Annotated in this window: 19 protein-coding genes; 14 read left to right on the top strand and 5 right to left on the bottom strand. The window is 56.9% G+C overall.

Annotation, left to right across the window (positions count from 1 at the left end):
- Positions 1–26: 26 nt before the first annotated feature.
- Genes MARLIPOL_RS14335 through MARLIPOL_RS14325 form a run of 3 tightly spaced genes read right to left on the bottom strand, consistent with a single transcriptional unit; the run spans position 27 to position 3,531 of the window.
- Positions 27–1,481 carry a bifunctional DedA family/phosphatase PAP2 family protein gene (locus MARLIPOL_RS14335; RefSeq protein ID WP_012138947.1) on the bottom strand — a complete coding sequence of 485 codons (1,455 nt, stop codon included), beginning with the start codon at positions 1,479–1,481 and terminating at the stop codon, positions 27–29.
- On the bottom strand, positions 1,478–2,476 hold the full coding sequence (locus tag MARLIPOL_RS14330; RefSeq protein ID WP_012138946.1) for a GGDEF domain-containing protein: 999 nt from the start codon (positions 2,474–2,476) through the stop codon (positions 1,478–1,480). The genes MARLIPOL_RS14335 and MARLIPOL_RS14330 overlap by 4 nt, the downstream gene beginning before the upstream one ends.
- The gene (locus tag MARLIPOL_RS14325) at positions 2,473–3,531 is read right to left on the bottom strand and encodes a GGDEF domain-containing protein (RefSeq protein WP_323807378.1); all 1,059 of its coding nucleotides are present in this window, start codon (positions 3,529–3,531) and stop codon (positions 2,473–2,475) included. Before MARLIPOL_RS14325 ends, MARLIPOL_RS14330 begins: the two co-directional genes overlap by 4 nt.
- Positions 3,532–3,681: 150 nt before the next feature.
- Between MARLIPOL_RS14325 and MARLIPOL_RS14320 the strand changes: the two genes are divergently transcribed.
- The 11 genes from MARLIPOL_RS14320 (at position 3,682) to lipB (ending at position 13,706) form a co-directional block, all read left to right on the top strand.
- The gene (locus tag MARLIPOL_RS14320) at positions 3,682–4,938 is read left to right on the top strand and encodes a glutamate-5-semialdehyde dehydrogenase (RefSeq protein ID WP_012138944.1); all 1,257 of its coding nucleotides are present in this window, start codon (positions 3,682–3,684) and stop codon (positions 4,936–4,938) included.
- A 6-nt stretch (positions 4,939–4,944) separates the two neighbouring features.
- Complete coding sequence (gene nadD, locus MARLIPOL_RS14315; RefSeq protein WP_012138943.1) at positions 4,945–5,595, top strand: nicotinate-nucleotide adenylyltransferase; 651 nt, start codon at positions 4,945–4,947, stop codon at positions 5,593–5,595.
- Positions 5,596–5,664: 69 nt separating this feature from the next.
- Positions 5,665–6,015: a ribosome silencing factor gene (gene rsfS / locus MARLIPOL_RS14310; RefSeq protein WP_012138942.1), complete on the top strand. Its 351-nt coding sequence runs from the start codon at positions 5,665–5,667 to the stop codon at positions 6,013–6,015.
- Positions 6,016–6,017: 2 nt separating this feature from the next.
- Entirely contained in the window at positions 6,018–6,488 is a 471-nt protein-coding gene (gene rlmH / locus MARLIPOL_RS14305; RefSeq protein WP_012138941.1) for a 23S rRNA (pseudouridine(1915)-N(3))-methyltransferase RlmH, read from the top strand.
- Positions 6,489–6,496: 8 nt separating this feature from the next.
- Positions 6,497–8,398 carry a penicillin-binding protein 2 gene (gene mrdA, locus MARLIPOL_RS14300; RefSeq protein WP_036191717.1) on the top strand — a complete coding sequence of 634 codons (1,902 nt, stop codon included), beginning with the start codon at positions 6,497–6,499 and terminating at the stop codon, positions 8,396–8,398.
- A complete protein-coding gene (gene rodA / locus MARLIPOL_RS14295; RefSeq protein WP_012138939.1) occupies positions 8,388–9,524 on the top strand; it encodes a rod shape-determining protein RodA in 1,137 nt (378 codons plus the stop codon). The genes mrdA and rodA overlap by 11 nt, the downstream gene beginning before the upstream one ends.
- Before the next feature lie 135 nt (positions 9,525–9,659).
- Positions 9,660–10,667, top strand: a complete 1,008-nt coding sequence (mltB, locus tag MARLIPOL_RS14290; protein WP_012138938.1) for a lytic murein transglycosylase B — start codon at positions 9,660–9,662, stop codon at positions 10,665–10,667.
- Positions 10,664–11,557, top strand: a complete 894-nt coding sequence (locus MARLIPOL_RS14285; RefSeq protein ID WP_407638093.1) for a septal ring lytic transglycosylase RlpA family protein — start codon at positions 10,664–10,666, stop codon at positions 11,555–11,557. The genes mltB and MARLIPOL_RS14285 overlap by 4 nt, the downstream gene beginning before the upstream one ends.
- 38 nt (positions 11,558–11,595) lie before the next feature.
- Entirely contained in the window at positions 11,596–12,759 is a 1,164-nt protein-coding gene (locus tag MARLIPOL_RS14280; RefSeq protein WP_012138936.1) for a D-alanyl-D-alanine carboxypeptidase family protein, read from the top strand.
- A 34-nt stretch (positions 12,760–12,793) separates the two neighbouring features.
- Positions 12,794–13,063 (top strand): HP0495 family protein, encoded by a 270-nt coding sequence (locus MARLIPOL_RS14275; RefSeq protein ID WP_012138935.1) that lies wholly within the window; start codon positions 12,794–12,796, stop codon positions 13,061–13,063.
- A 4-nt stretch (positions 13,064–13,067) separates the two neighbouring features.
- The gene (gene lipB / locus MARLIPOL_RS14270; protein ID WP_012138934.1) at positions 13,068–13,706 is read left to right on the top strand and encodes a lipoyl(octanoyl) transferase LipB; all 639 of its coding nucleotides are present in this window, start codon (positions 13,068–13,070) and stop codon (positions 13,704–13,706) included.
- Positions 13,707–13,721: 15 nt separating this feature from the next.
- Here the strand turns inward: lipB and MARLIPOL_RS14265 are convergent, their stop codons facing one another.
- Entirely contained in the window at positions 13,722–14,813 is a 1,092-nt protein-coding gene (locus MARLIPOL_RS14265) for a GGDEF domain-containing protein (protein WP_012138933.1), read from the bottom strand.
- Positions 14,814–15,075: 262 nt separating this feature from the next.
- Here MARLIPOL_RS14265 and MARLIPOL_RS14260 point away from each other — a divergent pair, with 262 nt between their 5' ends.
- Positions 15,076–16,530: an ABC1 kinase family protein gene (locus MARLIPOL_RS14260; RefSeq protein ID WP_012138932.1), complete on the top strand. Its 1,455-nt coding sequence runs from the start codon at positions 15,076–15,078 to the stop codon at positions 16,528–16,530.
- Here MARLIPOL_RS14260 and MARLIPOL_RS14255 read toward each other — a convergent pair.
- Complete coding sequence (locus tag MARLIPOL_RS14255; protein WP_012138931.1) at positions 16,461–16,913, bottom strand: YqaA family protein; 453 nt, start codon at positions 16,911–16,913, stop codon at positions 16,461–16,463. The genes MARLIPOL_RS14260 and MARLIPOL_RS14255 overlap by 70 nt on opposite strands.
- A gap of 46 nt (positions 16,914–16,959) precedes the next feature.
- On the opposite strand from MARLIPOL_RS14255, the gene MARLIPOL_RS14250 reads away from it, so the two are divergent.
- Positions 16,960–19,086 (top strand): methyl-accepting chemotaxis protein, encoded by a 2,127-nt coding sequence (locus MARLIPOL_RS14250; protein ID WP_012138930.1) that lies wholly within the window; start codon positions 16,960–16,962, stop codon positions 19,084–19,086.
- A 171-nt stretch (positions 19,087–19,257) separates the two neighbouring features.
- Positions 19,258–19,494 (top strand): GrxA family glutaredoxin (locus MARLIPOL_RS14245; protein ID WP_012138929.1); only part of this gene is annotated, 237 nt, incomplete at its 3' end.

Below are 19,494 nucleotides of genomic sequence, written 5' to 3'. Positions count from 1 at the left end.
CAGTATCCCTGGTGTCGGAAGTCCGGTCAGGGGCTGGTAGGTGTGTAGAGTGTCAGTGCGTAGGACCATTGGTTCCAGATATAGGCTGCCGTAAAGGCTCCCCAGGCGATGATCGCCGCTAACAGTGACAGATCCGGAGACAGCGGCACCCGGTCGTAGCGACTATAGCTGGCGCGAATGTAGCCGGTAACCGCCAATCCCAGCAATAATCCCCCGATCACATCCGTGAACCAGTGTACCCCAAAGTATAAACGACTTATCGCGACCAGCACGATGGGCAGGCTGAACACCAGATAGGTGCGCCAGCGTGTCCGGTGCCGGGTTTCCCTTGCCACAAAATTGGCTATCAGCATGCAAAATACCGTGATACCCGCAGTGTGCCCGCTTGGAAAAGCACCAGATGCAGGTGGGATAAGCACCAGGTCCGGTCTCGAAATGGCGGTGAATGACTTGAACAGGTATACGAGCAGGCTGGTGAGGGCTACTGCAGCAACAGTATGCAGTGCCGCGCCGTAATAGCCCCGAAACGCAAGAGCAAGTGACAGACACGCTCCGGCGATAATGAGGATCAGGGGTTTTCCCGCCAGAGTGAACAGTAGCAGGGCCGGATCAAATAGCGGTTGTCGCAATTGTGAGAACCATGTCGCCGCCGCGTTGTCGAGTGGCTGGAGCAGGGTAGTGCCCGTCACAAGCTGGCTCCATATCAGGAACAGTGCTGTTGTAGTGATGGCGAGAGTCAGTGAGGGCAAGGGAAATTCTCCGGCCTGTGCCGGGCGTTCACTCGAATACAGGCGCCAGAACCGGTGAGTGGCGTCGTACTGTTCCATTTTTCTGGCCAGCCATTGATAGAGTCGGCTGCTGTAACCCAGGCCCAGTTGAAAGCGGAAAACAGTCAGGTAGATGACGAACAGTGTGCCCATGCTGATCGCGACAACCGGGTAAAAATGTGCGGGCGGTCGAATGTCGCTGGCCAGTGCGCTTCCCACCAGGTAACCGGGAATCACGTACGCGGGGGCCCAGCCCACCGCTGAGGTGACATTGAACAGGAGAAACCGGCGCCAGGGCATCATCAGAGCGCCAGCAACCAGCGGAATCACTGGTCGTATCGGTCCCACGAAGCGCCCGATCACCACGCTGACACCGCCGTACCGGTGGAAAAAGTATTCGCCCTTGTAGATCGCTTTAGGGTACCGGCTCAGGGGCCAGATCCGGTCCAGCTTGCCCTGGCAGAGTCGTCCCAGTGCGAAACTTATGCCGTCACCGAGAATGGCGCCCAATGCCGCCCAGAGCAGTACCTCTGCCAGGGGCATGGCAATTTGGCCAGCCAGGGCGGAGATAGCGAATATAATAGCCACGCCGGGGATCAGGATGCCTGCAATGGCCAGGGATTCGGCAAACGCGGTTGCGAAAACCGCAATGGCAAGCCACTCGGAGTGGTTGGTCAGCCAGGCGGAGAGGGAGACAAGCCAGTCACTGCTCATGACCCGGTGGCGTCTCCCGGTAGGAACCAGGTGGAATCTGCCCCGTGTTTACGAGCCTCCTCCAGAGCAAGATGGGCGCGTTTGCGAAGCGCATCCGTGCGTGTATCACCAGAGCCACGAGTGGTACAGCCCAGACTCACAGTCGCTTTCCCGACCACGGCCCAGTTGTGCTCGGCGATGGTCCTGCGAATGCGCTCGGCAATGACCCGTACGCCTTCTTCAGGGGTAAAGGGCAGGATCAGGAAAAACTCGGATTCCTTCAGGGTATAGAGGGTGTCCCCTGCGCGAATGACCCCGAAGAGGTGTTGGGTGATCTCCCGAAACAGCGTCTGTATGCCATTCTTGCCATGTAGATCTTCCGCCTCATCGGCGTAATCAATCGCCAGCGTAATCACCGACAGCGAGTGACCTGTAGCAATGGCGCGGCTGATTTCCTTTTGCAACGTCTCATCCAGGAAGCGCGCGTTATGGGCACCGGTCACGGGATCGGTTATTGCCAGATCCTCTGCCGATTGCGCCATATGATTGTAGTGCCAGATATAAAGAGCACCGATTGCGATCAGCGCCATGGCGCCTGTCAGTATGGTCAGGGTTTCCTGAAGCGGCTGGCGAAACAGCAGGAAGACCGCTAATGCCAGGAACAGGAACAACGACAGAATGAGCCCCTGGCGTAGCGGCAAGATAAGGAGGTTGAGCAGGATAAGGGGCATGCTCCAGTGACTGATGCCTGCGGTGTTCATCGTGTACATGGCGACGATCAGCCCGATGTTCAGAGCGGTCAGTATCATCATGTGTCCTGGCGCCGATAGCTGGCGGCGGCGACACACAAAGGTATAGGCTGCGCCGGCCAGGGTCAGCAGGGTCATGCCGGTGGCCAGATAGAACAGGCCATAGAACCCATAGCGCAGGTTCTGGAGGGCAAGGCTGGCAATAAACAGAGCCGCCAGACAATAACCGGCCAGATGGGTGTAGGTTCTCAGGCGTGTTTCAGTCATGTCATAGGGCCCTCGGCATCGGCTTCCCTCGCAGGTGGTGAAGAATGCGACCAGGCGCTGTAGGATTGGGTGCGGTTGCCCCCCTGTTGCTGTGCCCTGCGCAAGGCATTCGCAGCAGACTGCTGGAGGCTGTCTGCGTCGTCCCCGATATTGAGCCCGGCGATACCCGCGCTGACCGTTAATTCCAGTCCGTGGGAAGCCAGCAAACCCCGAAGACCCTTGCGAATGGTTTCTGCGCGGCTGGCGGCGTCAGAGGTGGATATGCCGGGCAGGATGATCAGGAATTGCAGGTCAGCGACCCGATAATAGGTGTCGAAGTCCCGCAATTGTGAATGCAGGTAGCGGCCGATTCGGGGCAGGATGGAGCGAATGTCCGCGTCAGGATCGGTATCGCTTAAATGGGTGTCCAGGCCCAGCATGATAATGGACATGTCCGTGCCTTCCCGTTCACTGCGCTGGATTTCCTTGTGCAGGTCGGCGGACAGGTATTCCCGGCTGGCGGCCTGGGTGAGCTCGTCTGTGCGACGCAACGGGGCCAGTTGACGGGACTTGTATTCGCGCAGGAGCACCAGAACCGCCGACAGCATGATGGTCAGCAGGAAGGCGCTGATCATCTGGTGACGTTCTGCCAGCCCGGTCGACCAGTACGTTGATGCCATTGCCAGAAAAGCGCAAGCCAGGGTTGTTACAATGGCCCAGGCGATCGGTAGCAGGGCGAATGCCAGCAATGGTGCCGTGTATAGCCAGTGCACCAGGCTCCATGGGCCAGACCACAGACTACCGATCAAAAGGATCAGAAATGCGCCCAGAATCAGACGGTTGATTGTCGGCCAGGGGGCCCGGGACCGTTGGGGATGAAAGCCCCTCCCGGTAAAGATCAGAGCCGCAGCTACAAGGGCAGTAACGGTCGTGAGGTGAGCGCCGTAAATGGTGGAGAGTAAGGCGATGGCAACCAGTACAATAAAGCCAGCTCTCGACAGGCGACTCAACAGGAATTTTTCGGCCATCTGGGCCATAGTATCCATCCTCTCCCGGACATCCGTTTGTGTCAGCATAACGCAGGTTGCGTCCATCGTCTGTCATTCAATGCCGAACAGGGCGTTCGGCAGCGGTATAATAATCGTTTGGGATGCGTACTTGAATCGGGAAAGGTAAAGTTACCGTCTTATTTTTTGAAATCAGCTATTAAAACCAAAGGTAATCGAATGGATATTGCAGCTTACATGGCTGAAGTGGGACAGCAGGCGCGTTCCGCAGCCACGGCGGTGGCACGTTCGACCACGGCAGTACGGAATCAGGCCCTGTTGGCAACTGCAGAGGCTCTGGATGCTTCCCGTAGCGAACTGGTTGAAGCCAATGCACGGGACCTGGCCCAAGGGCGTGATAGTGGGCTGGACGCAGCGATGCTGGATCGCCTGGAGCTGACCCCGCATCGGATCGACACCATGATTGAGGGGCTCCGGCAGGTTGCTTCGTTACCGGACCCGATTGGCGCAATTACCGATATGACCTACCGCCCTTCGGGTATCCAGGTTGGTAAAATGCGGGTGCCGTTGGGGGTGATCGGTATAATCTACGAATCCCGGCCCAACGTGACTGTGGAAGCTGCGAGCCTGTGTCTGAAATCGGGAAACGCCACTATTCTCCGTGGTGGTTCCGAATCAATCCATTCCAACCAGGCCATTGCACTTTGTCTGGCCAAGGGGCTGGCTGCAGCCGGTTTGCCTGAAACATCTGTTCAGGTCATCAAAACCACCGACCGGGCGGCGGTGGGTGAACTGATCACCATGCCTGCCTATGTGGATGTCATTGTGCCCCGGGGCGGCAAGGGGCTGATCGAGCGGATCAGTCGTGATGCCCGGGTCCCGGTGATCAAACACCTGGACGGTGTCTGCCATGTCTACATTGACAGCCACGCAGATCCTGAAAAGGCTCTGAAGGTGGCGGTGAATGCAAAAACCCATCGCTATGGTACCTGCAACACCATGGAAACCTTACTGGTGGATGCCGAGATCGCCGACGATATTCTGCCGTTGTTGGCGGATGCCTTTGTCGAGAAGAGTGTGGAGCTTCGTGGTTGCGAGCGCACCAGAGCCGTTCTGCCCTCCGTAAAAGCGGCGACTGAAGCCGACTGGGAGGAAGAGTACCTTGCCCCGATCCTCGCGATCAGGGTGGTAGACGGTCTGGACAGCGCCATTGCCCACATCAATCGGTACAGTTCGCAGCATACCGACAGCATCATCACGGAAAACTACACCCGGGCGCGTCGTTTCATCACCGAGGTGGATTCAAGTTCGGTCATGGTCAACGCCTCGACCCGCTTTGCCGACGGCTTTGAATATGGTCTGGGCGCCGAGATTGGTATTTCCACCGACAAGATTCATGCACGTGGACCAGTGGGGCTGGAGGGACTGACGTCGCAGAAGTATGTGGTGTTCGGCGACGGCCACGTTCGGAACTGATTGCCTATGCATGTTATCTACGGCGGTACGTTTGATCCGGTACACCATGGGCATCTCAGGCTCGCCATCGAGCTGAAAGAGCGTCTGGGTGTGTCGGAAGTTGCGCTGGTGCCCTGTCATATCCCGCCGCATCGGGGGTCAACCGATGCCAGCGCCGCGCAGCGCCTTAAGCTGCTCCAGCTAGCGGTTGCTGACGAGGCAGGACTGGTTGTGGATGCTCGGGAGCTGACCCGAAAGGGAGCCTCCTATACCGCGGATACATTGCGACAGTTGCGTGAGCAGTTGGGGGCGCAGGAACCCCTGGTTATGGTGGTGGGAACGGACGCCTTCGCGGGTTTTGACCGTTGGCGTGAGTGGGAGCGGATTCCACAACTGGCCCATGTGGTGGTTGTGAGGCGCCCCGGACCGGGGCTGGATCCGCAAGGCGTGCCGGCAAAGTTGCTTCAGGACCATGGGATCTCAGATGCGGATCAGCTCCACAGCGCTCCTGGGGGATACTTTCTTGAGCTGGATCCGCCACTTCTGGACATTTCCGCCACGGGAATTCGTGACCGTATCCTGTCCGGAAGATCGCCCCGCTATCTCATGCCGGATCCGGTTTGGCGGGAAATTCGTAGTTTGGGGCTCTATGGCGCCTGCCCTGACGGGAACATTTAGTGCTACAATCGCAACTGAACAACATTTTTGGATGGCCGCCTTCGCCGCCATCCGTCCAGCAGGGTGATTATGCAGGCAGAGCAACTGAAAGATCTGGTGATAAGTGCACTTGAGGACGTAAAGGCACAGGACGTGAGTGTGATCGATGTCAGGGACCGTACCAGCGTGACTGATTACATGGTGCTGGCTTCGGGGACATCCAACCGTCATTTGAAATCGCTGGCGGACTCCGTAATCGTGGAAGCCAAAGAGCAGGGGGTTCGTGCCAGTAACGTGGAAGGGAGTCATGTCAGTGACTGGATCCTCGTTGATCTGGGGGATGTTGTTGTTCACGTGATGATGCCGGCAACCCGCGAATTCTATGATCTTGAGCGCCTGTGGCGCGATGCTCCGGATCTGGGTGTTGCGGGTAGCGAATAACCATGCGATTACGTCTGATCTGTGTGGGGCAGAAGATGCCCGACTGGGTCAGCCAGGGATATACTGATTACGCCCGCCGAATGCCGCCGGAACTGCCCCTGGAATTGGTAGAGATTCCAATGGCTCATCGGGGCAAGAATCCGGACATTGCCCGGCTGATGCAAAAAGAAAGCGATTCGATTCTGTCAGCGACAGGTCCGAGGGATCGTGTGGTCGCCCTGGAAGTAGGCGGGTGCCCCTGGTCGACGGAGAAGCTTGCCAGTCAACTGGAGAACTGGCAGCAGGACGGTCGCGATGTCAGCTTTCTGGTCGGAGGACCGGACGGTCTTGCGGATACATGCCGACAGCGGGCCGACCAACTCTGGTCGCTTTCCCCCCTGACACTCCCTCATCCGCTGGTGAGGATACTGTTGGCCGAGCAGCTGTATCGTGCCTGGTCAATTACCCGTAATCATCCGTACCATCGGGCTTAGGACGCATCATGCCCTGGGGAGAATTCAAAGACGTGGCCGCCGAGCGTCGCCTTTTCCAAAGGCGGACGATGGTCATGGTATGCGTCGTGTTGGTCATGTTGGGGCTTTTGGTCGCCAGGATGTATCAGCTGCAAGTCGTTGAGCATGACATATACACCACGCTCTCCGACAAGAACCGGGTACAGGTTCAGTCGGTTGCCCCGCCCCGGGGCCTTGTCTACGACCGCAATGATGAATTGCTGGCGGAAAACCGGCCAGTGTTCGGTGTTACCCTCGTCCCTGAACGAGTCGATGGTATGGAGGAGACGCTGGCGCAACTTGAGGCCCTTCTTGATATACCCGAAGAAGACATGGAGCGCTTCCAGCGTCGCCTGCGGGAACCTCGTCGGCCGTTCCAGCCAATTCCTCTCCGCTATGACCTGAATGAAGAAGAAATCGCCAGCCTTGCGGTTCATCGCCATGAGTTGCCCGGCGTCGAGGTGTCGGCGGAACTTGTTCGTTATTACCCACACAGCGAGCTGACGGCCCATGCCCTGGGATTCGTTGGCCGAATCAACCGGGAAGAGCTGCAGCGTATTGATCCGGTGAACTATGCGGGTACGAACTATATTGGCAAGTCCGGTATTGAGCGTTTCTATGAGGATCTGTTGCACGGCCAGGTGGGATACCAGCACGTGGAAACAAACGCCCGTGGGAGAACCCTGAGAGTGCTGGAGCGACAGAACCCGGTTCCCGGGGAAGACATCCAGTTGCACCTTGATCTGAGGTTGCAGCGCCTGGCCCATGAACTGCTTGACGGCCGGCGTGGCGCTATTGTCGCGATTGAACCGGATACCGGGGGCTTGCTGGCACTCGCCAGTGTGCCCGGTTTTGATGCCAATCAGTTTGTAACGGGCATCAGCGTTGCCGACTATCGGGCCCTGAGTACCGATATAGACAAGCCCCTGTTCAACCGGGCGCTCCGTGGACAATATCCCCCGGGGTCTACCATGAAGCCGATGCTGGCTGTGGCTGCGCTGGACAGCGGGGCGACGACGAGAGACAAAACCATCTGGGATCCCGGGTATTTCCAGTTGAACACCGGTGGACGACGTTACCGCGACTGGAAACGTGGCGGTCACGGCTGGGTGGACCTTACCGATGCCGTGGCCCAGTCCTGTGACATCTATTTCTATGAAATTGCGGTGGAAATGGGTGTAGACACCATGTACGACTACCTGTCCAAGTTCGGTTTTGGCGAAGACGCTGCGCTGGATGTCTCCGGTGCATTGAGCGGCTTGTTGCCTTCCCGTGACTGGAAGAGGGCGGTACGAAGCGAACCCTGGTATCCGGGAGATTCCGTCAATCTGGGGATCGGGCAGGGCTTTATGCTGGCGACCCCGTTGCAACTGGCGACGGCAACGTCTCTGATTGCCAACCGTGGTCACTGGGTCGAGCCGAGACTGCTCAAAAGTATCAAGGGGGATCGTTCCACTGAAGAATTCCTTCCCCCGGGAGGTCATTCTCCCCTGGAGCTGAAGAATCCGGACGACTGGGAATTTGTGGTCGATGCCATGGCCGAAGTCATGCATGGAACCAAAGGTACGGCTCGAGGAGCGGCCCGTGGGGCGTCCTACCGTATGGCTGGAAAAACTGGTACGGCGCAAGTGTTCAGTCTCGCGGAAGATGAAGAGTACGAAGAAGAAGACGTCCGTGAGCGGTTGCGGGACCACGCTCTGTTCGTGGGCTTCGCTCCGGTTGATGATCCACAGATTGCTGTTGCCATCATTGTCGAGAACGGTGGCGGTGGCAGCAGCACTGCAGCACCGGTGGCAAGGGCGATGTTTGACGCGTGGTTGCAGGACTTTCCGGGCGAGGAGAAAGCACTGGTGAGCGGGACCGGGTCCGGGGGGGCGATTGATGCTGAGTAAAAGCCTGAGCACATCCGACCATCCTCTTTCCAGGCCTCGTAGCCTGTGGTCTGTATTCCATATTGATCCGATCCTGCTGGCTTTGCTTCTGCTGTTAATTGGCGGTGGCCTGGTGGTTCTTTTTAGTGGTGCGGACCGTAACATCGAAGTGGTCAAGGCGCAGGGAATACGCATGGGGGTGGCTTTGGTGGTCATGCTGGTGTTTGCCCAGCTGGATCCCGCCGTTTTCCGGCGTTGGGCCCCCTGGCTCTATCTGGCCGGAGTGGCGGGCCTGGCCGCAGTGTTGCTGGTCGGGGTTGGTGCCAAGGGCGCTCAGCGCTGGCTCGCCATCCCGGGACTGCCGCGGTTCCAGCCGTCGGAGCTGATGAAGCTGGTGATGCCGATGATGACAGCCTGGTATCTGTCCCGTCATTTTCTGCCTCCGACATTGTCCCGTATCGCTGTTGCGTTGGTGATTGTGCTCGCTCCGATGGCGATGATTATCCTTCAGCCTGATTTGGGGACCTCCCTTCTGGTAGGCGCAGCAGGTATTTTCGTTGTTTTCTTTGCAGGTATGAGTTGGCGCCTGATTGCCGCATTTGCCGCCCTGGTCTCGGTGTCAGCGCCACTGATGTGGTTCTTTGTCATGCGGGATTACCAGAAGCAACGGGTGCTGACGCTACTGGACCCGCAAAGCGATCCCCTTGGCGCTGGCTGGAACATTATCCAGTCGAAAACCGCTATTGGCTCGGGTGGCCTGGAGGGCAAAGGTTGGCTCCAGGGCACTCAGTCCCATCTTGAATTCCTGCCGGAAAGCCACACGGATTTTATTGTGGCGGTCCTGGCTGAGGAGTTCGGTTTCATTGGCATGCTGGTTCTGATGGCGGTCTACCTGCTCATCATTCTTCGGTGTCTCTATATTGCCGCCACTGCTCAGGATTCCTTCAGTCGGTTGCTTGCCGGAGCGCTGACGATGACGTTCTTTATCTATATCTTCGTGAACGTGGGGATGGTCAGCGGACTATTGCCGGTGGTTGGGGTACCGCTGCCGCTTATCAGCTACGGGGGCACATCGAGTGTCACCTTGATGGCAGCCTTTGGCGTGCTGATGTCCATTCATACCCATCGGCGGATGATCAGCGCCTGACCATGGACAGCGGGTAATGGTTGACCGCTTATGCTCCATGATAATGTAGCACCGGTTTTGAGTGAGCCGGCGAAGAATCAAAGTCCGGCGTTGCGGAATCTCATTACCACCCGGTCATCAATTAACAGGTAAGTAATGACAGCTGTCTGTTTTTCAGGTTTTACTCGCATTGCACCTTTCCTATTCGTGGTACTTGCCTCTGTCACCCAGGCTCAGGGTTACGATGCCACTCCGGAAGGTCAGGCGCTGATCAAGGAAATGGTTACCAAGTACGGATATGATCAGGGCAAGGTGGAAGTCTTGCTGTCGCAGGCGACTCGCATCGACAGGATACTGGAGTCCATCAGCCGCCCAGCCGAGAAAACCCTGACCTGGCACGAGTATCGAAAGATCTTTATCAAGCCTGAACGGGTTGAGCGCGGCGTGGCGTTTCTCAAAGAATACGATGAGGCATTTGCCCGAGCGGAGTCAGAATTTGGTGTTCCTGCCACCGTTATTGCCGCAATCATAGGCGTGGAAACCTGGTACGGTAACTACACCGGCAATTATCGTGTGATGGATGCCTTGGCAACCCTGGCCTTTGACTACCCACCCCGCAGCCGTTTCTTTCGCAGTGAGCTGGTCCAGTATCTGCTGATGACCCGTGAGCAGGGCTTTGATCCACTGCATATCAAAGGGTCCTATGCCGGGGCTATGGGCTACGGCCAGTTTATCGCCAGCAGTTACCGGAACTTTGCAATCGACTTCGACGATGACGGTGTCGCTGATATTCTGAGTAATCCCGTGGACGCCATTGGCAGTGTCGCCAACTATTTCAGTGCCCATCACTGGCGTGAGGGCGAGCCGGTGGCTGAGCGCCTGGAAGATCACCTGCCGATGGATAGCCCCCTGTTGACGCGGGAGCTCAAGCCGAAGCTGACAGTCGCTGATTATCGCGCGGCCGGGTTGGGGCCGATGTTGGCGCGAGGGGACGATGCGCTGGCCCGGGCAATCATGCTGCAAGGCAGTGACGGTCCGGAATTATGGCTGACTTACCATAACTTTTACGTGATAACCCGTTACAATCATAGCCATCTATACGCCATGGCGGTTTTTCAGCTGGCTGATGAGTTGAACAAACACAGGAATCCTGACCGGTGGTGACCCAATCTCCATTCTCGTTGTTGGTAATAATCGTTACAGCTTTCGTTATATCCGGCTGTGCCTCTTCGCCGACACCTGAGAAGGATCATTCTTCCCGGTATACGATTTCACAGGATCGCGCTCCCGACGGTGATTTTGATGTGTCGGGGCTAGGGAATGCACAGCCGCGATATGAAGCGCCCCGGTCTGCCGGAAACAAGTCCCCTTATACTGTCTGGGGCAAGCAATACTCGGTGATGGCCAGCAATGATGGCTATGTTGAGCGGGGCACCGCAAGCTGGTACGGCGAAAAATTCCATGGTCATAAAACCTCCAATGGCGAGGTTTTTGATATGTATGAAATGTCGGCGGCCCACAAGAGCCTGAGAATTCCGGGTTATGCCCGGGTGACCAACCTCGACAACGGCCGTTCAGTGATTGTCCGGGTGAATGATCGGGGGCCCTTTCACGGTGACCGGCTGATTGACCTGTCCTACGCAGCGGCCAAGAAGCTGGGATATCAGGGTAAGGGGACCGCCCGGGTAGAAGTTGCTGCCATAACGGTGAAGCAAGATGGCACCATGACCCTGGCTGGTCAGCCGTTTTCTGGCGATGGGGAACCGGTACCAGTTGAAAAGGTGGCGGATCTGGCTGAGGAAAAAGGCGGGGCCACATCGCTGTTTGTGCAATTGGGCTCGTTCAGTAGCCGCAATCCGGCGGAAGTGTTGTTGGACAAGGCCAGGGACGTGATTGAGAACCCAATGCGGGTAAGGGCGGTGGACACGGCATCCGGACGTTTCCATCGGGTGCAGGTTGGCCCCTTCAGCAATCCGGATGAAGCTCGAAAAGCCCAGGCGAGGCTTGAAAGCCGGGGATTTGGCCAGACTATACTGCTGACCGATTCCCATTAAAAAAGAATCAACACACATAACGACGAATGAATGGACCCATGGCGACTAATCCTGTTTTCCGCGCTTTAACAGTTCTACTGCTTCTGGTTTTGATCCCCCTGGGATCGGCCAATGCCCAGACGGTACTGATTCCTTCGCCTCCGCAAGTGGCGGCGAGTTCCTATATCCTGATGGACCCCCTCAGTGGCCGGGTGCTCATGGATGAGAACAGCAATGAACGGCTGCCACCGGCTAGCCTGACAAAGATGATGACGGCGTATATTGTTGAGCGAGAGCTGGATGAGGGTCGTCTTTCCATGTCAGACATGGTGCCGATCAGTGTCAATGCCTGGCGCACCGAAGGCTCTCGTACCTTTGTTCAGGAAGGAACGGAAGTCTCCGTTGAAGATCTGCTCAAAGGCGTCATTATCCAGTCGGGAAATGATGCATCGGTTGCGCTGGCGGAGTTCGTTGCCGGCAGTGAAGGGGCTTTCGTCGATATCATGAATCAGCAGGCTCAGCTGCTCGGCATGAACGATACCCACTTCGAGAATGCTACCGGCCTGCCGTCGCCAGACCATTTCTCCACCGCTCACGACCTGGCGCGACTGGCGATGGCGATCATCAACGATTACCCCGAGAACTACCCGTTGTATGCTGAGAAACACTTCACTTACAACAATATCCGCCAACCTAATCGCAATAGCCTGCTTTGGCGTGATGACAGCGTCGATGGCCTTAAAACCGGCCACACTGAAGAGGCCGGATACTGCCTGGTGGCTTCAGCCAAGCGCAATGGCACCCGGCTGATTGCTGTGGTTATGGGGACGGACAGTACCGGAGCCCGGGCCCAGGAAGTCCAGAAGATGCTGAACTATGGTTTCCGGTACTATGAAAGCGAGAAATTGTTTGGCGCTGGTCAGGAACTGATCAAGGCCCGGATCTGGGGCGGTCGTGATGATGAGCTGTCTGTTGGGGTCACAGAAGAGGTCAATGTCACCATTCCCCGCGGTTCCCGCGACTCACTGGAATCAACCGTGGACCTTGATTCTGTCATTAAAGCACCCATCAAGGTGGGGGATGAGCTTGGCCGTGTGCAGGTCAAACTGGGCGATGACGTGATCGTGGACCAGCCGGTCCTGGCGCTCAGCGATGTGCCCGAGGGCGGTCTGTTCAAGCGCCTGTGGGATGCCATCAAGCTCTTTTTTGTTCAGTTATTCTAGAGAAGACCAATGACGTCTTCGGGAGTAAGCCGGCATGAGTGAGCCGAAAGCACCTAAAATTGAATTTCCCTGTGACTATGTCATCAAAGTGATTGGTAACGCGGCGCCGGACTTTACCGAATTCGTGGTCGAGGTCGTGGAGCAGCATGCGCCGGGTATCACCGAGGCCGATATTTCTGTCAATGAGAGCAGCGGTGGTCGTTTTTCCTCGGTGCAGTTAAAGATCGTTGCGACAGGCGAGCCCCAGCTCAAGGCATTGTTTGAAGAGCTGAAGGCCAGTGGCCGGGTGCATATGGTGCTTTGAGCCTATGCCGCCGCTGATTGTACGTTCATTGGGAGAGCAGCCGTACCTGGAAACCTGGGAGGCGATGAAAGCTTTCACTGCGGATCGTGATGACACCGTCGCGGATGAGCTGTGGTGTCTGGAACACCCACGGGTCTATACCCAGGGGCAGGCGGGCAAGGCTGAACATATCCTGGCGCCGGGGGATATTCCTGTGATCCTGGTGGACCGGGGTGGGCAAGTGACCTACCACGGTCCTGGCCAGGTGGTGATTTATCTGTTGATCAATCTGCCGCGGGCCAAGCTGGGTGTGCGCACATTGGTGGATCAGATTGAGCAGGCCATTGTGAGGGTGTTGGCGCACTCTGGCATTTCGGCAGCCCCGAGGCCGGATGCTCCCGGGGTTTATGTAGGGGAAGCCAAAATAGCCTCACTGGGGTTGCGCGTCCGCCGTGGCTGTTCATTTCATGGTCTGGCACTGAACGTGAACATGGATATGGAGCCGTTTCGCCGCATCAATCCCTGTGGCTATGCGGGTATGGCTATGTGCCAGGTCAGTGATTTTGTTCCCGGCGCCACCGTAGCGGACTTTTCCACCGGGCTGGCCGAAGAGCTGGTCATCGGGCTTGGCCATGACCAGGTTGAGTATCGTTCTGGTTGGTAGCGCGGCACCGCCAGTCTAGTCAGTGAACGTGCCTTCGAAATCGCAGACGGTATTGCGCCCCAGGGTTTTGGCCCGATAGAGGCCTTCATCGGCCCTTTGCAGCAGCCGGTCCACGGACTCGGCGTTGCGGATGGTCGCCGCACCGACACTGATGGTTGCTGCGACATCCTGGCCGTCTGCATTCACGGATTTGCGGCTGACCGCCTCGCGTATCCGGTTGGCCGTCTTGACCGCTTCTTCGGTATTGGTTTCCGGCAGTAATACCAGATACTCCTCTCCGCCCCAGCGTGCCAGGGTATCGACTTTTCGGCATTGCTCCCTCAGGGTCGAAGCGACCAGCTTGATCATCTCATCGCCAATGTGATGGCCATGCTTATCGTTGACGCTCTTGAACAGGTCGATGTCCATCAGCAGGACCGAAAACGTCCGAGAGTTGCGCAGGTAACGCTGATACTCGTTTTCAAGCTGCGCTAGCACTTCACGGCGATTGGCGAGACCGGTAAGCGTGTCGTGTTTGGCGGCATACTCGAATTCCTGGGCCAGTTTCAGAAGCCCCAGTTTGCTGCGCCGTCGGCTCTGGTCCAGGACATAACAGGTGGATATTTCAAAAGCGAATACGACGAGCATGGTGAGGCGGAAACTGGCCGTGTACGGTGTATCAAACAGTTGGTCTCCAATCGGGCTGAAAAGCATGGCCACTCCAACGAGACCACCGCTACAGGCAATAACCCCGACCCGGGACTGGCTGATATAGAACACAACCGGGGGGTAAGCAAACAGCCAGATGATGGCAGAACCGTCCTCCACGGCCTGTATCGCCAGATAGGTAAACAGTGCAGTGATAACCGTAATAAAGCCCCTGCGCTGCAGAGTACTGTTGTGACTGATCAGGTAAGCAACTCCATTGATGGCCAGCAGGCCCGCGAAAACCACCAGAAAAACCGGGGCGGTGGGATCTCCGCGCAGAGAGGAGCGATACGCAAAAAAAACAATCAAAGGAACGGCAGCGAGCGTCAACCATCCGATCAGGGTGGGGACAGGAATTTCTCCCTTCACCCGGTATTGGGACAGATCGGTATCTGCCTTGTATTCGGCGACTTGGGTCATTTTAAGGTCTTGTTGTTCTGATGTTATTGTTGAGTCTGTATTGCTGAGTCTGCAGTTCAATACTAGACGGGTTCCGCGCGTTAGAGTGTTTAGAAACGTAAAGAGTTGCAATAGATTCATTGCTATACGCCAAGGAGTGAAGTTGCATTGGCCCGGAGGCCGACAAATGATTGGCGACTCAGTGAGGGTTGATGCGACTCCTGTACGTATAATGGCGAAAGTAGCCCCAGGGCTTAAATGTACTGAACCGGACGGATAATTCATGGTGTCCAAAAAGCGAGGAACCTCCGTTTCACGTATCAAAACCGGAAGCTTCGAACGCCGTTTGACGCTGACCAGGGCCGGGCTGTTTGCAGGCACGCGGATGGCATCCCATATGGCGACGAACTGGTTCAGTAGCCGGGAAAAGCGGGATCAGCGACACCGCGCCATGCTGTCCAGCCAGGCTGAGTTTCTGGTGGATGAGTTGGGCAAACTCAAGGGGAGTGTGGTCAAGATCGGTCAGGTTATGGCCCTTTATGGGGAGCACTTCCTGCCGGAGGAAGTGACCGAAGCATTGCATACCCTTGAAGACCAGACCACCTCTCTCGAATGGACCGCCATTGAGCGGGTGTTGAAGGACGAGTTGGGGACTCAGAGGCTGGCCGAGCTGGATGTTGATCCCGAACCGATCGGAGCTGCGTCACTGGGGCAGGTGCATCGGGCACGTCGAAAAAGCGACGGACTTGAACTGGTTCTGAAGGTTCAGTACCCGGGTGTAGCGGATGCAGTAGACAGTGATCTGAATGCGGTGGCCCATCTTCTGAAAATTGCACGTCTGGTGTCTTTCGGGCCGGAGTTTAACGACTGGTTGGAAGAGGTGCGGGAGATGATGCACCGGGAAGTGGACTACCGGCTGGAAGCCCGTACTACCGAAAAGTTCCGCAAGATGCTGGTGGCCGATCCCAGGTTTGTGGTGCCCAGAGTGTTGCAGGAGTTCTCCACCGCTCATGTGATTGCCTCCACCTACGAGCATGGCCATTCGGTCAGTTCTGTGGCTGTGCGGGAACTGCCCCTGGAACGGCGTTCGGAACTGGGACTGGCGGCCCTGGAATTGTTCTTCCGGGAGCTGTTCGTCTGGGGCGAAATCCAGACCGATCCGAACTTTGGCAACTACCGTATCCGCATTGCCGGAGAGCAGGGCTCCGACCGGGACTATGATCAGATCGTGTTGCTCGATTTTGGCGCCGTACAGGCCTACTCGCCCGCTTTCCTCGATCCGGTTATTCAGATGATTCGTGCGTCCTATGAAGGGGATTTGCCAGCGGTCATCGAGGGTGGCATGGAGTTGCGCTTCATGAGCCGTGACTGGCCGGATGAGGTGCTCGACAAGTTTGGGGCAGTTTGCATGTCAGTGCTGGAACCGCTTGTCCGGGACCGGAGCCAGTGGCCGGATTACGCCGTCAATGCCAAGGGCGAGTACCGCTGGAAACAGAGCGATTTGCCCTCAAGGGTGGCCCGCCAGGCGGCAAGGTCGGCTATCAGCCGTTATTTCAGGGTGCCCCCAAAAGAGTTTGTGTTCCTCAACCGGAAACTGATTGGGGTATACACCTTTATCGCGGTACTCAACGCTGAGTTTAATGGTGAAGATCTGCTTCGTGCCTACCTTTACGGTGATGGCACCGATTCCGAGGGCACCCCGGCGGTATTGAGGACCAACCAGAGTACAAAGCCGTAACGTACGCCCTTGCCAATGGCAACCAGAACTACAAAGTTCAGCCAGGGCACGCGCATCACGCCTCCGATGAGTGTGAGCGCGTCGCCCCCCAGGGGCATCCAGCCTAATAACAACGACCACTGACCGTATCGGTTAAACCTGTTTCGTGCTTTCTCCAGTTGCTCCTCGGTCACCGGAAACCAGCGTTTTTCCTTAAAGCGATCCACCTGCCGGCCGATAACCCCATTAACAACAGAGCCCAGTGTGTTTCCCGCTGTTGCCCAGAACCAGAGCCACCACAGGGAATAGTCCTGGGTGACCATCGCGCCCAGCATGACTTCGGAATACGCCGGAAGCAGGGTGGCTGCGGCAAAGGCTGTCAGGAACAGGGTCAGGTATGCCAAGTTGTTACCTCGCTATAAACACCGAAATCGAACAGGTTCCATCGCAATGAAAGAGCTTTCGCTACGTTTTAAACTCTATGCCCTGGTCATTACGCTGCTGCTGGTGATGGGCGGCAGTATCGTGGTGACTGCCCAGTTGTCGCTGGGTGATATGGAAGAGCGGATCACCACGACAACCCGGGATACTGTGCAGGGTATTGTGATGGAACGGCTCAGTGCAACCGCCGGCAAGTATGGCGAACTGGTCAGCGGTCAGTTCGCGACGGCCTATCGCACTCCGGAAGTGGTTCGCAACGTGATTATTCGCAACACCCAGGCTGACAGCTCCGGCAGGATCAGCCGAATTGCGTTGCAGGAGACCATTGGCAGAGTGCTGGAGGAGCAAAAGAGCCTCAGCTCGGTGTATGCACAGTTTGAGCCGGACGCCTACGACGGGCAGGATCGCTACTTCACCGGTGGAGTGGAGGAGCACAGTAGCGATGAGGGGACCCTGGAAATCTATTTTTACCGTTCACCGGAAGGAGAGGTGGTTTTCAGTCGTACCGAGGACCCGGCCGTCAAATACCTGGATAGCCGCAATGAGTTCGGTATTCGAGAAGCCGAATGGTATCTGTGCTCACGGGACAGCAAACAGCCATGCATCATGGAGCCCTACGAATACGAGATCGCAGAAGGCTATTCCGAGTTGATGACCAGCCTTGTGGTTCCCATTCTTGATGATGGCAAGTTTGCCGGGGTGGTGGGTGTTGATATCAATCTCTCGACGCTGCAGCAAACCATCGGGAACGTCAGCAACGAGCTGTACGATGGCAAATCCCGGGTCACGTTATTGAGTGACAAGGGGCTGATTGCCGCATCCAGCCATTACGATAATCACCTGGGACGGCCATTGAACGAAGCTTTACCTGAGCTGGCAAGTGAATTTGTGGATCTGCACCAGGGCAATCAGAGCTACGATGATGGCGAGACCCTTGCCGTGTCTTATCCGGTGGAGATTGATTTGCCGGGAACGCAATGGTCACTGCTGATTGAGTTGCCGCGGGATATCGCTTTGGCTGACGTGTCTGAGATTACGGCACTGTTGTCTGATGAAGTCGGTACCACGGCAGCGCGTCAGGCCATGGTAGGCATTGCGGTATCGGTTATTGCCATTCTGATCCTGGTGGTGCTCGTTCGCTCGGTGACCCGGCCCCTGAACGAAATCCGTGACCGCATGAAGAATCTCGCCAGTGCTGACGGGGACCTTACCAGTGAGCTGTCCATTGATACCCATGCGGAACTGATTGAACTGGCAGGTGGGTTCAATGCGTTTCTTGCTCGCTTGAGGGACATGATCAACGATCTCAAACACGTGAACGGCAAGGTGCGCCAGCAGGCAACGGATGTTGGCGACATCGCGCGGGAGACGGATGAGCAGACTGAACGTCAGCATCAGGACATCGACAGCGTTGTCACTGCCATGAACGAAATGTCGGCGGCCGCCGGTGAGGTGGCAGGGTTTGCCGGAGAAGCGGCCGAGAACGCCCGGCAGGCTCAGGATGGCGTCAGGTTTACTCAGGATACGCTCACCGCTGCGGTCAACGGTGTGAGTGCTTTGTCGGCGGATATGGGCGAAGCCAGTACCGCCATCACGCAGGTGGCAACACGCAGTGATGACATTAACCGGATTCTGGAAGTGATTCGCGGCGTTGCCGAGCAGACCAACCTGTTGGCGCTGAATGCGGCGATAGAGGCCGCCCGTGCAGGTGAGCAAGGGCGTGGCTTCGCGGTGGTGGCCGATGAGGTACGCACTCTGGCGTCCCGTACCCGCGAATCGACAGACGAAATCAGTGAGATGATCGACGGCCTGCAGAGCGACGTGCACGGTGCGGTGTCGGTGATTCGTTCCGGTGTGGACCGTGCAACCACGGCAGTGGATGGTACCCGTGAGGCGGACCATTCCCTGGCGGCGGTGGTCGAGCGTATCGGGACCATTGTGGAGCACGTGACTCAGGTGGCAACGGCGGCTGAGGAACAGAGTTCTGTCAGTGAAGAGATCAACCGGAATCTGACGAAAATCGGGGACGCGGCCAGCGACCTGCGGCTTCTCGCCCAGCGGGTTCGCGGCAGCGGTGAGGCGCTGGATGATCAGGTAGAGGTGCTGGATGCTGAGCTGGGGCGCCTGAAAACCTGAGGGTTCCTTCGGAATTTGTGTGTGGATTCAGGCACTAACCCTGTGTATCGGTTAGTGCTATGACGGCCATTCAAAGCATCAATTTTATTTTCTATGGTGACATGACATCATGTCGCCAATATTTGTTGAAGGCGTGACCCCCGCCTGGTTTTTTTGTTTAAGGAGCAAAATATGGAGCATGTGACCATTTACGGCCGCTCGTCCTGCGGTTTCTGTGTTCGTGCAAAGCGGTTGTGTGAGGCGAAGGGCATCCCTTTCACCTATATAGACATGGTCGAGCAAGGCATGTCCAAGGCGGACATTGCCGACAAGATTGGCAGGCCAGTGCACACGGTGCCCCAGATCCTGGCGGGTGAGCACTACATCGGTGGTTCTGACGAGTTTGTCCGTTACCTGAGCGCGCAGGAA

This window comes from Marinobacter lipolyticus SM19 (genome assembly GCF_000397065.2).
In the GTDB taxonomy this organism is placed as follows: domain Bacteria; phylum Pseudomonadota; class Gammaproteobacteria; order Pseudomonadales; family Oleiphilaceae; genus Marinobacter; species Marinobacter lipolyticus.
The sequence above is the reverse complement of the archived record's forward strand: the minus strand, read 5'-3'. Positions and strand labels throughout refer to the sequence as shown.

Excerpts from the sequence above, each read along its gene's own strand:
- MARLIPOL_RS14280 (WP_012138936.1), top strand. The coding sequence starts at position 11,596 with ATGGCGACTAATCCTGTTTTCCGCGCTTTAACAGTTCTACTGCTTCTG.
- MARLIPOL_RS14260 (WP_012138932.1), top strand. The coding sequence starts at position 15,076 with ATGGTGTCCAAAAAGCGAGGAACCTCCGTTTCACGTATCAAAACCGGA.
- MARLIPOL_RS14265 (WP_012138933.1), bottom strand. The coding sequence starts at position 14,813 with ATGACCCAAGTCGCCGAATACAAGGCAGATACCGATCTGTCCCAATAC.
- rodA (WP_012138939.1), top strand. The coding sequence starts at position 8,388 with ATGCTGAGTAAAAGCCTGAGCACATCCGACCATCCTCTTTCCAGGCCT.
- MARLIPOL_RS14325 (WP_323807378.1), bottom strand. The coding sequence starts at position 3,531 with ATGCTGACACAAACGGATGTCCGGGAGAGGATGGATACTATGGCCCAG.
- MARLIPOL_RS14330 (WP_012138946.1), bottom strand. The coding sequence starts at position 2,476 with ATGACTGAAACACGCCTGAGAACCTACACCCATCTGGCCGGTTATTGT.
- mltB (WP_012138938.1), top strand. The coding sequence starts at position 9,660 with ATGACAGCTGTCTGTTTTTCAGGTTTTACTCGCATTGCACCTTTCCTA.
- MARLIPOL_RS14335 (WP_012138947.1), bottom strand. The coding sequence starts at position 1,481 with ATGAGCAGTGACTGGCTTGTCTCCCTCTCCGCCTGGCTGACCAACCAC.
- nadD (WP_012138943.1), top strand. The coding sequence starts at position 4,945 with ATGCATGTTATCTACGGCGGTACGTTTGATCCGGTACACCATGGGCAT.
- MARLIPOL_RS14275 (WP_012138935.1), top strand. The coding sequence starts at position 12,794 with ATGAGTGAGCCGAAAGCACCTAAAATTGAATTTCCCTGTGACTATGTC.
- lipB (WP_012138934.1), top strand. The coding sequence starts at position 13,068 with ATGCCGCCGCTGATTGTACGTTCATTGGGAGAGCAGCCGTACCTGGAA.
- MARLIPOL_RS14320 (WP_012138944.1), top strand. The coding sequence starts at position 3,682 with ATGGATATTGCAGCTTACATGGCTGAAGTGGGACAGCAGGCGCGTTCC.
- rlmH (WP_012138941.1), top strand. The coding sequence starts at position 6,018 with ATGCGATTACGTCTGATCTGTGTGGGGCAGAAGATGCCCGACTGGGTC.
- MARLIPOL_RS14250 (WP_012138930.1), top strand. The coding sequence starts at position 16,960 with ATGAAAGAGCTTTCGCTACGTTTTAAACTCTATGCCCTGGTCATTACG.
- mrdA (WP_036191717.1), top strand. The coding sequence starts at position 6,497 with ATGCCCTGGGGAGAATTCAAAGACGTGGCCGCCGAGCGTCGCCTTTTC.
- rsfS (WP_012138942.1), top strand. The coding sequence starts at position 5,665 with ATGCAGGCAGAGCAACTGAAAGATCTGGTGATAAGTGCACTTGAGGAC.